At 50.7% G+C, this 10257-nt stretch carries 12 protein-coding genes; 6 read left to right on the forward strand and 6 right to left on the reverse strand.

The features are described from left to right. Positions 1–70: 70 nt before the first annotated feature. The gene (locus tag CVV30_11395; protein PKL68505.1) at positions 71–298 is read right to left on the reverse strand and encodes a hypothetical protein; all 228 of its coding nucleotides are present in this window, start codon (positions 296–298) and stop codon (positions 71–73) included. Between CVV30_11395 and CVV30_11400 the strand changes: the two genes are divergently transcribed. Beyond that, entirely contained in the window at positions 299–1342 is a 1044-nt protein-coding gene (locus tag CVV30_11400) for a hypothetical protein (protein ID PKL68506.1), read from the forward strand. Positions 1343–1759: 417 nt separating this feature from the next. After that, the gene (locus tag CVV30_11405; GenBank protein PKL68507.1) at positions 1760–2011 is read left to right on the forward strand and encodes a hypothetical protein; all 252 of its coding nucleotides are present in this window, start codon (positions 1760–1762) and stop codon (positions 2009–2011) included. A gap of 76 nt (positions 2012–2087) precedes the next feature. On the opposite strand, the gene CVV30_11410 is transcribed toward CVV30_11405, so the two are convergent. After that, on the reverse strand, positions 2088–3266 hold the full coding sequence (locus CVV30_11410) for a hypothetical protein (protein PKL68508.1): 1179 nt from the start codon (positions 3264–3266) through the stop codon (positions 2088–2090). A 193-nt stretch (positions 3267–3459) separates the two neighbouring features. Here CVV30_11410 and CVV30_11415 point away from each other — a divergent pair, with 193 nt between their 5' ends. Both CVV30_11415 and CVV30_11420 read left to right on the forward strand, forming a co-directional pair. Then, positions 3460–4680, forward strand: coding sequence for an NAD-dependent dihydropyrimidine dehydrogenase subunit PreA (locus tag CVV30_11415; GenBank protein PKL68509.1), 1221 nt, complete (start codon positions 3460–3462; stop codon positions 4678–4680). Between the two features lies 1 nt (position 4681). After that, positions 4682–5938 carry a uracil permease gene (locus tag CVV30_11420; GenBank protein PKL68510.1) on the forward strand — a complete coding sequence of 419 codons (1257 nt, stop codon included), beginning with the start codon at positions 4682–4684 and terminating at the stop codon, positions 5936–5938. An 18-nt stretch (positions 5939–5956) separates the two neighbouring features. Here CVV30_11420 and CVV30_11425 read toward each other — a convergent pair whose 3' ends face one another. Then, a complete protein-coding gene (locus CVV30_11425; protein PKL68511.1) occupies positions 5957–6199 on the reverse strand; it encodes a hypothetical protein in 243 nt (80 codons plus the stop codon). Positions 6200–6887: 688 nt separating this feature from the next. Then, positions 6888–7433 (reverse strand): hypothetical protein, encoded by a 546-nt coding sequence (locus CVV30_11430; GenBank protein PKL68512.1) that lies wholly within the window; start codon positions 7431–7433, stop codon positions 6888–6890. On the opposite strand from CVV30_11430, the gene CVV30_11435 reads away from it, so the two are divergent. Together CVV30_11435 and CVV30_11440 are read left to right on the forward strand one after the other, a co-directional pair. Beyond that, complete coding sequence (locus tag CVV30_11435) at positions 7415–7588, forward strand: antitoxin (GenBank protein ID PKL68513.1); 174 nt, start codon at positions 7415–7417, stop codon at positions 7586–7588. The two genes, CVV30_11430 and CVV30_11435, sit on opposite strands and share 19 nt — an antisense overlap. A 3-nt stretch (positions 7589–7591) precedes the next feature. Further along, entirely contained in the window at positions 7592–7783 is a 192-nt protein-coding gene (locus CVV30_11440) for a hypothetical protein (protein PKL68514.1), read from the forward strand. Positions 7784–7999: 216 nt separating this feature from the next. On the opposite strand, the gene CVV30_11445 is transcribed toward CVV30_11440, so the two are convergent. Both CVV30_11445 and CVV30_11450 read right to left on the reverse strand, forming a co-directional pair. Next, positions 8000–8533, reverse strand: a complete 534-nt coding sequence (locus CVV30_11445; GenBank protein PKL68515.1) for an N-acetyltransferase — start codon at positions 8531–8533, stop codon at positions 8000–8002. Between the two features lie 331 nt (positions 8534–8864). Then, a complete protein-coding gene (locus tag CVV30_11450; GenBank protein ID PKL68516.1) occupies positions 8865–9731 on the reverse strand; it encodes a recombinase RecB in 867 nt (288 codons plus the stop codon). Positions 9732–10257: the final 526 nt, after the last annotated feature.

Consider the following 10257-nt stretch of genomic DNA (forward strand, 5'->3'; position numbering starts at 1 on the left):
TAATACTATGAAGTTATAAAAATCTTCTTTGTCTAGTGAAAAAATCGGATTATAACTTTCCTTTTCCCGCTCAAATCCTAAGATTATCCTCGTCTTCCTCTATAGTCTGTCGGGGGTACCAACCCAACGGCCCGTGGTTGTATAGCCATGCAAGAATTCTCAACCAGCCCTTACTCCCATTAAAATTCTCTCGAATGAGCAAACCGGAGAGTGACCAGAACCCGGTTTGAATCTTCCAGGAAAAAATTAAAAACCACAATAATATAATTACGAAGGAACGAAGATTGAATGAAAGCATATGGCTTGTGATAACTCACCCTCCGATGGTGATAAAAAAACAGAAGATGCACCAATTTCTGTAATTAAAATGGTTTTTGATCAATTTGCCATAACACACATTTTTAAAAATATTATAAATAAAACCTCTTGGAAAGCAACAGATCAATTAAATGACGCGATTGTCTTACTTATTTTCCTATTTGTGTTGTTCTATGGATCACAACAAATAAAACTTGAACTATCTTTAGCCGTTGTAACATTAGTCATCCTATTGATTTTTGTTATTGTCGAATTTGTCGGTGCAAATAGCCCATATTTTTCAAGGCTCTTCTTCTCTGAAGAAAAAGCCGAACATTTTATCAAGAATCTTGAGTCGTATAAAACTCCGGATGTGGAAAGAAATCTTACATTGTTAACATTCTCTCCCAAAAATATCAATTCATTATTATCCGTGATACAGTCAAACAAAAATAAAATCCACCCTTACATCATTGATGAAATTTTATTATACAATCCATTATCCACTGAAAACCTTGATCGAGTTTTCAGTAAAGAAATATTGAGATCAAATCTTCGAAGAGATTTAATTATTGATTTGTTAATGAAATACAAAAACCAACTATCGCCAGAAAATATTGAAAATATTTTCACATTCTTTGAAAATGATGAACAATTACTAAAAACTTTAATTGCGACTCAAATTGATAGTGACTCTTTAATAACTACGCATCCAAATTGTCCGATATTGGAAGAATCATTCGAAAAATATCATAAGAATGCTAAAACAAAATCTAGAATTTTTACGCTCATAAAAAGAACGCAAACAAATGTCATAACGTATAGATTGTTATTCGTTCTTCCTTTTTGGCCGGTTTTTTGGTTTTGCCTTCTTCTTTTGTTAGACAATTATCATTTTATTAATAATCTCAATATAGTCACAATTTCACTCTTCTTATTTTTCATATCTGGCCTTTTTGCTGTCTATGTAATCAAACCCGTTGTTAATAAAATTGTTAATTATTGGATTGACACTTCGAAATCGATTTTTTTTGAATTACTCTAATCCATTTTTATTAGAAATTTTATTTTTTCGCCCCCTTCACTCACACCGGCCCGGGGGATAATCCCGGAAATTTTCGGCCACATCCCGGCCTCCGCCCCCCCATTCTCACAAAACAAAGCCCAAACCGCCCCGGTACAGGAAAAGATCACGCCATCTCAGAGAGAAAACTCCAGGATATCTCGCATGAACAGGGGGTCCGGGAAAAACCCGTAAAATTCCCGTCGACACACGCCGGAAGATTCCCGGATCGGAGCCCCAAAGCTGAGCTTCTTTTCATTTTCCCCCTGCTTACGGTCATCCGGCATGAGATCTGCCCTCCAAAGCGCAATAAAGAGGAAACTTTTAGAGCCCCTATGGGACGTTTTTTGGCATTTAAGGCCCAAAATAAACGCTAAAAAAATGCGGTGAACAAAAATCGTGCATTTTGTGCATATATTGCGGGAAAATGACACCCCATTCATCTCCCGGCACACCCGGTCTCCGTCGGAGAAGTATGTCTGCGGGAGAGCATCTCTTCCGGTGTCCCGGGCCGAAAAGATCGATATCCAAAACAGGGGGTTCTTTTGCTCATCAACCTTCGAACCTCCTCTCCTTTTCCTCAAAACAACTGGCCGGGAAATCCCCGGAACTGGCCGGTCGGGTGCCGGAAATGATGCAATCCGGGGCTAATATGGGCCCGGATGAGGGATGGTGTGAAACTGACACCTGGTTTCACTGTTGTCATGGTCCCGGGGAACCAGTCATTTTAGAAATTGACATCCCCGGTCTTTGTCGGGTTATAGGGTTTTGTTGGCATCGGGGTCTGGGAAGGTACCGGCGTCGCGACCCCAGCCGGCGCTTGTGTCGGGGTCGGGGCTACGGTTGTATCCGCTTGTCCCGGCAGGTGAGCGTGCGTGGTGCTGCCCGGGAGCATGATGCGGGAATTCTCGGTCTGCGTACAGTCGGCCCCGATATACCGGCAATAGGCCAGCGCTGAAGTGTTCGCCCCGTACCCTACCAGCCAGTTCGCACCCGATCCCTGTTCTTCCTGTCCCAGGTACTGGGCATAGTGGAGGGCATGGACATAACTTATGCCGGGAATCGTCTTCTGGAGATATCCCATGGTAACGGAACCGGTCCGGTCCGAGCCCTGGCTGCAGTGATAATAGATGAGGCGTTTTGTCCCGGGCTTCTGGTCCTTGCCGGCCAACAGTGCAATGATCTGGTCGATGCGGCCGGAATAACTGCAGGAACCCGGGTTAACATTGTCCATGACTATGGATTGGATGCAGTCCGGATCATTCCCCCCGTCTTTGGGATTGCAGAAGTAAAAGTCCGACAGGACCGCGTTGCCGTTGCGCCCGTGGAATGTTGTGTCCACAAGCGTTGCATTGCAGGTTGAGGAAACTCCCCCGAACGCTTTCTGGATGGTTTCAAACTCCACCATGTCGTTACCCTCCGGGTTCGAATTCAGGAGGCTGATGTCGATGACTTCGTAATCATCGAGATTGAAGTTCGCCATGGCCGCATGGATTGCCGCGATCTTCTCATCGTTTTTGTTCTGTGCATTGAAATACGCCGGGACAAATCCCTTCTTGTCCTGCATCAGTGTATTGAGCCCGTCATAGGAATAGGTCCAGTCGGCAAGCATCCGGCACCCCTTGGTATTGCCGGCTCCGTCCCGGACAACCAGCGGGATCTGCCCCCGCACCAGGAGGTTTCCCGTCTTTACATCAATATCCACAACCGTGGGGACCGAGATCTGTATCTTGTTTTCGGGTGCAAGATTGAACCGGTTCTGGCAGTTGGTTGTCTTATCCGTGATATTGGTATCCGTACACTGGACTGCCGGGACCAGCGCGATAAGGACAACAAGAACGATGAGGATAGTCTGGGCGGGTGCAGGACATGTTCGGGGTTTTTGTGCAGGAATGCGGGCAGTCATTTCGGATACACCGTATCCTTCTAGATTGGAGCAGATAGGTGAAAAAGGGCACATGTCGGCATCTCTTCTTGTACTCATCCAGTTTATGTGCAACGATAATGGTGGTGGGATGAAACTGACGTAACCGGTAAACCCGTCCGGTACTAACAACCATAAGGAATCCCGGCGCTATTTTGTGATAAGGAAAAACCCTATGCCCGCACCCGACCCTTCCCTTGCAACCACGCTCGGTACGCTGAAACTCAACAACCCGTTCCTGCTCTCATCGGGTCCCCCGACCGCCTCGGGCGAACAGATCCGTCACGCGTTTAAGCTTGGCTGGGGAGGGGCCGTCACCAAGACCATTGTGCCGGACTCGATGCCCATCGAGGATGTCTCGCCCCGTTTTGCGGCCTGGAAATCCGAGACTGCCGGGCTCCTTGGTTTTGAGAACATCGAACTGCTCAGCAGGAAGGATGTCGCGTACTGGACCGGCGAGATTGCCGCGATGAAGAAGGAGTACCCGGACCGGGTCCTTATCGCGAGTATCATGGCCTCGCCCGATCCCAAAGAATGGCAGGAACTTGCCGGTGCTGTGCAGGACGCCGGCGCGGATGCGATCGAGCTGAACGTCTCCTGTCCCCACGGTATGCCGGAGCGGGGAGTCGGGGCAGCCATCGGCCAGCACCCCGATCTTATCAGCGGGGTGACCCGGGCAGTGCGGAAGGTCGCGAGGGTCCCCCTCATCGTGAAACTCACGCCCAACGTGACCGACATCGTGCCGGTTGCGCAGGCGGCCGTAGATGCCGGGGCAGATATGCTTGCGGCCATCAACACGGTCCAGTGCCTCATGGCAATCGACCTCGAAACCCTCGAACCCCAACCCTCGGTTGCGGGCGCGAGCACGTACGGGGGATACTCGGGGCCCGCGGTAAAACCCATCGGGCTCCGGATCATCTCGCAGGTTGCCCATGAGTTCGATGTCCCGCTCATGGGAATCGGGGGGATCTCCCGCTGGCAGGATGCTGCCGAGTACATCGCGGCCGGGGCATCGGCAGTCCAGGTCTGCACGGCGGTCATGTGGGAAGGGGCAGGGATCATCCGTGATATGAACACCGGCCTGTCGGGCTATCTTGCCCGAAAGAAATTAGCCGGTGTCGGTGAACTCAAAGGCCGTGCCCTTCCCCGCATCGGGACACATGCAGCGCTCTCCCGGAGTGAGAAACGTTTTGCAACCGTCGGGTTTCCCGAACGGTGCACATCCTGCGGCCGCTGTGTGGTGGCGTGCCGGGACGGGGGGTACCATGCGATTTCTTTGCAGGACCGGGTGGTTGTGATCGATGCGGAGCAGTGTGATGGGTGCAGCTTGTGCTCGCATGTTTGTCCGGAAGGCGTGATTGTGATGCAGGCCCGCCCGCACGGGAACCTGCGCTGATATGGAGCCGCCGGTTATAGGTGTGGACGAACGTCCGCCGCTTGCCATCTTCGCACCGCTCTCGCTGCAGCACCTGCTCGCCATGTTCGGTGCAACGGTCCTTGTCCCGGTACTCCTTGGCATCGACCCGTCCACGGTCCTCCTCTTCAACGGGATCGGCACGCTGATCTTTTTGGTCGTGTGCCAGTGGAAGGTCCCGGCGTACCTTGGTTCGAGTTTTGCGTTCCTTCCCCCGGCGCTTATCATCATCCCGCTGTACGGGTATGGCGCAGCCCTCGGGGGTTTTATCGCATCGGGGATCGTGTTCGTCCTGCTGGCGGGCGTGATCAAAAAGACCGGGATTGGCTGGGTTAACGTCGTCTTTCCCGATGCAGCCATGGGAGCCATCGTTGCGGTCATCGGCCTTGAACTCGCACCGACGGCTGCTGCGATGACCGGGCTCACGACCGGATCGATGGACCTGACAAACTTCGGAATCATTTTTCTGACGCTTGGCGTCATGATCGTTGGTATGACGGCATGCCGGGGGTTCCTGCGGCTCATTCCGATCCTTCTTGGGCTTGTCACTGGCTATGTTGTTTCGGTCCTGCTCGGGCGGGCGGTCTTTGACCCGATCCTTTCGGCCCCCTGGTTCTCCATCCCCACCTTCTATACGCCGGTCCTGTCGTTACCGGCCATCATCCTCATCATCCCGGCATCGCTGGTGGTCTTTGTCGAACTGATCAGCCACCTCAAGGTCACGGGGACCATTGTCGGCCGCGACCTGATGGCGGACCCGGGGATCGAACCAACGCTGCTCGGCAAGGGGATTTCAACGATCCTTTCGGGAATGTTCGGTTCCACCCCCAACACCACGTACGCGGAGAATATCGGCGTGCTGGCCATAACAAGGGTCTACAGTACCGCAGTCCTTGCAGGGGCTGCCGTGATCGCGATTGCGATCTCGTTCTGCGGCAAGATCCCCGCCGCCATCCAGTCGATCCCGGGTCCCGTCATGGGGACAGTCTCGCTTCTCCTCTTTGGCGTCATTACGGCATCGGGTATCCGGATGCTCATCGATGCGAAGACGGACCTGTCGCTGCCCCGGAATCTTCTTTTGGTTTCTTTGATCCTGGTCATCGGGGTTTCGGGGGCGTCGGTCGATATCGGGCTGGTGCAGTTGAAGGGTATGGCGCTGTCGACCGTGATAGCGGTGGTGCTGGGATTGTTTTTTTATGGGATTGACTGGTTGGGCGGGAAGAGGGAAGTGGGGGGGTGAGGTTGCCGGGTTTTTCTTTTAGGGGACTTTTTTCGTCATGAGGAAATTATTGGGCTCCTTTTTGTTTCGGTTTATCTGAGCTTTGCCGGGTCGGGAGCCGGTGGTGGCGAGGCCGGGATGCCGGAGGGGGGATGAGGGTTGTGTCGGGTTTTTTTTGTGTGGGGGGATAGAGGAGGAGGGGGTGCTGCGGGAGAGTATCTCTTCCGGTGTCCCGGGCCGGAAAGATCGATATCCAAAACAGGGGGTTCTTTTGCCTGTCATCTTTCGAACCTCCTCTCCTCAAGGGCTATCAGAGATCCTCAATCCAAACTGCACAGGACTGGCAGGTCCATCTCTTCTTAAAAACGCCCCGTTTCCCCAACCGGGGTTAAAATAAGATTTCCTCAAAAGAACTGGCCGGGAAATCACCGGAACTGGCCGGTCGGGTGCCGGAAATGATGCAATCCGGGGCTAATTTGAGCCCGGATGAGGGGTTTATGGGAGCAGCCCTTGTTTGTTAAATATTGCAATGGCCAGGATCCCGGCACCCCCAAAACAGGCCCTCTTTTCCTTTTGATCCTATTACCCCCCAGCTCAGAAAAGGGGCTGCTGGAAGCCCACTAAATTGCAGGGTCTAAATCCCTGCAAATTGGCCTGATGGGGAAAATACTCGATTTAATCGGTATTTTTTATGAGCGTGGACACCGGTTACCTATCGCCAAAAAACACCTTTGTCCGATTGACAAAAGGAGCGTTTACGGGGTTATTTGGGATGAACAGGGGGTCTGAAAAAAAAATAAGAAATTCACATCGGTTGACAATGTTAGGGCACTGCGGTTTTGCCTCCAAAATGAGTTTTTCTCTCCATTCCGGAAATGCTTAACCTTTTCTGCTCTAGCCCGGATTCATTTATGCGTCATTTATGCGTCATTTCGATCAAATATGCGTCATTTTCATGTCATGTGATAATTTATTGACGGTGTTTGAGGACGTAATAGATCCCTTTCCGTAAACCCTTCATCTCTAATATATTCTTATCAATAAGATTTTTGAGATCCCGCCGTGCTGTTGCCGCTGATAAACCAGTGATCCGCTGATAATCGGCATTGGTAATTTTCCCGTTCTCTTTAGCATAGAGCACTGCGGATACCAGCCGCTCCGATAATCCCGCCCGCACGAGATAATCCCGGTTAAACACGTCTTTCCGGAATAATACCGAGAAGCCCCGGTCTTCCTGGAATACCGGTTCAGGGATTCCGGCCTCTGCGCTGGCACGGCACATCTTCTGGATCCCGCCACCCCACCGTTCGATCCAGCCGATATCGTACAGCACCTGTGCGATTCCCTTGTTCCACAGGGCAGATGCATGTGAGGTAAACAATTCGGGCAAGGTGATCCCGCGAGTGCACCGCCATGCGGGAACCGGCAATACCCGACCGTACACAAACCCTATAATAATCCCCGACCTATATCCCAGTACATATAAGAGGTGAACTAATGGGCAAGGCAATTGAATGCATCTATGAGGATAATGTTCTCAAACCGGTTGGCAAGATCCAGCTTCGTGAGGGAGAGCGAATCCGGGTGACTATCGAGAAGAAGCTCAGCTTCGAGCCCATCCAGTTAAAGAAGAAACTTAACCAAGACCGCATCAGCGCTCTTTTAAGATGATTCATGGACTTCTTCTTAGATACTTCTTTTATCATTCCGCTGATCATTGAAACAGATACAACCCGGAGAGCCCGGGATTTTTTCTCGTCATTCTCCGGTACCTGTGCAGTGAGCATGAAAGCGAAAGTTACAGAAATATTCGGAAATTATGTTTTGGCAACTCGGAATAAAAACCCGGTCATTGACTTGGCGTGATAATGCCGTTCCTCTCTTCCCGGTCCAGCGGATCCGGGGAAAGATTCCTCTTGCGGACACTGCAATAACCCGCCGGATTATTTTCGATCTATCCTTGGACGCAGTATAATTGTGCACTCAGTGCATGCACAATCTATTCGCCATTCCCATACAGGATCGTATCTCCAGAATTACTCAGAACATCCCGGCGGGGATGAATAATTAAAAAAAAGATCCTCACGATTCCCGGGAGATTCGCTGGAGTGCATTCTTCAGATCAAGGTAAAGCGGAACGGTCTCACCCGGCATCCTGATAGCCTGTTTGAATGCAAATTTTTTATAGAAATCAACAGCACTGTGCTTCGAGTCGACCGTGACGATGCGGCAGCCGACATAATGGGAGAGCGTGATGGAGATAGAGAAGATCTTCCGCAGCATACTCCGCCCCACGCCAAAACGCTCACAACTGTTATGCGTTGCCAGCCGTGCAATCTTCAGCGCCGGATATTTCCGGAAATGATAACTCTCCTCGCGGTCACACTCTTCGACCGCTCTAACTTCAATACTGTCATTAACAAGAGTAAAATATCCGACAAGGTTTCCCTTCCAGAAAACCAGTCGGGTCACAGAAATAAGATTGTTCTGATTAATAAGAGCGTCCTCTTTTAAGAATTCATCAAGCTCCGGTTCGGATGAATGAAATCGGGATAAATCATGATCCGCATTCAGGAGAACAAACTGGAGCTCGTCAAAAGGGATGGGGGTGATCATTGATGCGAGCCTTTAGTCAAGCCCGGCGAGTTCAGCGTCCCGTTTCGCTTCACGCATCAGGTTCAGGCCTTCGCGGGTAAATGTCGGATGCTCTAAGTAATGCTGAAACATTTTTGCATCTTCGCCTTCGAGCACAAGCCCGATCTCAATAGGTTTTGCCACGTGATTCCCTCCTGGATATTGTTGTGTAAGTATATAGGCTGGGAATTATATCAAAGCTCTTGTGGATGATGATGCCAGTCTTCCCCTTATAGCATCAGTTAGCTAAAACCTACTCTCGTATCCCGCCTAAGTCAAGTCCCATCCGGTACAGTTTTTCCCCCCTGCCTCGTCATCTTGTTTTCACAATCGCAGAATCCGGACAAACCTCCGCAAACTTACAACTCAGACACTCCCGCTGCGAAGGCCGGGCCGGAAAATCCCCGTACTCATAGGAAGCATTCATCATCGCAAATTCCCGGGGGATCTGCTCCTGCACCTCGCGTAACTGCTCCTCGTAGAATGCATAGGGCTTTGTTGCGCCGGTCTTTAAGAAGACAAGTTCAGTGCTGATCTCATCGGCACTTTTCTTATAATACTCCTTAGCCCAGAGCACATACGCGGCCATCTGGAGTTCCGTCTCGTACTCGTCATCGTCCCGGCCGGTCTTCCAGTCCGTAAGCACGAGCGTGCCGTCCGGCATCCGGCTGGCAAAATCCACCTTGACCGTTACACCGGTATCCCCGATAGTGAAATGATCGAACTGTTCGTGTCGCAGGCATCCCCGGTTCTGGTAGTTTGGCCATTTGCCGAAAAAAGTATGCAGGCATGTCTTGCCGTTCTCTTCGATGGCAGTAAAAAATGAACCCGGGATCGTCTCGCCGTTGTGGTATTCGGTGAAGGTCTCGCCGCCGATATCTTTGTAGAGCGATACTTTTTTTAAGAACGCAGTCATGGCCCCGGCGAGATCCATCGGCTTGTTCTCGCAATGGAGCTGGATCTGCTTGTCGATGATATCGTGAATGAGCTGGCCCTGGACAACGAATTTGGAGGTGAAGTTCTTGAGCCACCGGATTTTTTCGGGATCAACGACCGGGGCGGATTTGACATAGGGGGCGATGTATTCAAAATAGTACTGGCGCTGGCACCGGTTCCAGACCCGGTGTTTGGTAAATGACCAGGAATTTATTTTCGAGAAGAAGGGGTCCAGGTCGGCCATATATTTCAGTTGAGGACTGGTGCGAAATATCTTCCTCTTTCATTTTGTCATTCATCGATCAGGTTTCTCAACTGAACGTTTCCCCCCGTCCGATTGAAAACTCCATGAGGGATAACCTAAAGTGGGGGTCCGTGAAAAACCCGTAAAATCCCCGTCGACACCCGCCGTAAGATTCCCGGATCGGAGCCCCAAAGCTGAGCTTCTTTTCATTTTCCCCCTACTTACGGTCATCCGGCAGGAGATCTGCCCTCCAAAGCGCAATAAAGAGGAAACTTTTAGAGCCCCTATGGGGCGTTTTTTGGCATTTAAGGCCATAAATGAACGCTAAAAAAATGTGGTGAACAAAAATCGTGCATTTTGTGCAAATAGTGCAGGAAAATGACACCCCATTCATCTCCCGGCACACCCGGTCTCCGTCGGAGAAGTGTGTCTGCGGGAGAGCATCTCTTCCGGTGTCCCGGGCCGAAAAGATCGATATCCAAAACAGGGGGTTCTTTTGCTCATCAACCTTCGAACCTCCTCTCCT

The sequence above is a fragment of the Methanomicrobiales archaeon HGW-Methanomicrobiales-1 genome, from assembly GCA_002839675.1.
Lineage (GTDB): Archaea > Halobacteriota > Methanomicrobia > Methanomicrobiales > Methanospirillaceae > Methanoregula.

Excerpts from the sequence above, each read along its gene's own strand:
- CVV30_11395 (PKL68505.1), bottom strand. The coding sequence starts at position 298 with ATGCTTTCATTCAATCTTCGTTCCTTCGTAATTATATTATTGTGGTTT.
- CVV30_11400 (PKL68506.1), top strand. The coding sequence starts at position 299 with ATGGCTTGTGATAACTCACCCTCCGATGGTGATAAAAAAACAGAAGAT.
- CVV30_11410 (PKL68508.1), bottom strand. The coding sequence starts at position 3,266 with ATGACTGCCCGCATTCCTGCACAAAAACCCCGAACATGTCCTGCACCC.
- CVV30_11415 (PKL68509.1), top strand. The coding sequence starts at position 3,460 with ATGCCCGCACCCGACCCTTCCCTTGCAACCACGCTCGGTACGCTGAAA.
- CVV30_11420 (PKL68510.1), top strand. The coding sequence starts at position 4,682 with ATGGAGCCGCCGGTTATAGGTGTGGACGAACGTCCGCCGCTTGCCATC.
- CVV30_11425 (PKL68511.1), bottom strand. The coding sequence starts at position 6,199 with ATGACAGGCAAAAGAACCCCCTGTTTTGGATATCGATCTTTCCGGCCC.
- CVV30_11435 (PKL68513.1), top strand. The coding sequence starts at position 7,415 with ATGGGCAAGGCAATTGAATGCATCTATGAGGATAATGTTCTCAAACCG.
- CVV30_11440 (PKL68514.1), top strand. The coding sequence starts at position 7,592 with ATGGACTTCTTCTTAGATACTTCTTTTATCATTCCGCTGATCATTGAA.
- CVV30_11445 (PKL68515.1), bottom strand. The coding sequence starts at position 8,533 with ATGATCACCCCCATCCCTTTTGACGAGCTCCAGTTTGTTCTCCTGAAT.
- CVV30_11450 (PKL68516.1), bottom strand. The coding sequence starts at position 9,731 with ATGGCCGACCTGGACCCCTTCTTCTCGAAAATAAATTCCTGGTCATTT.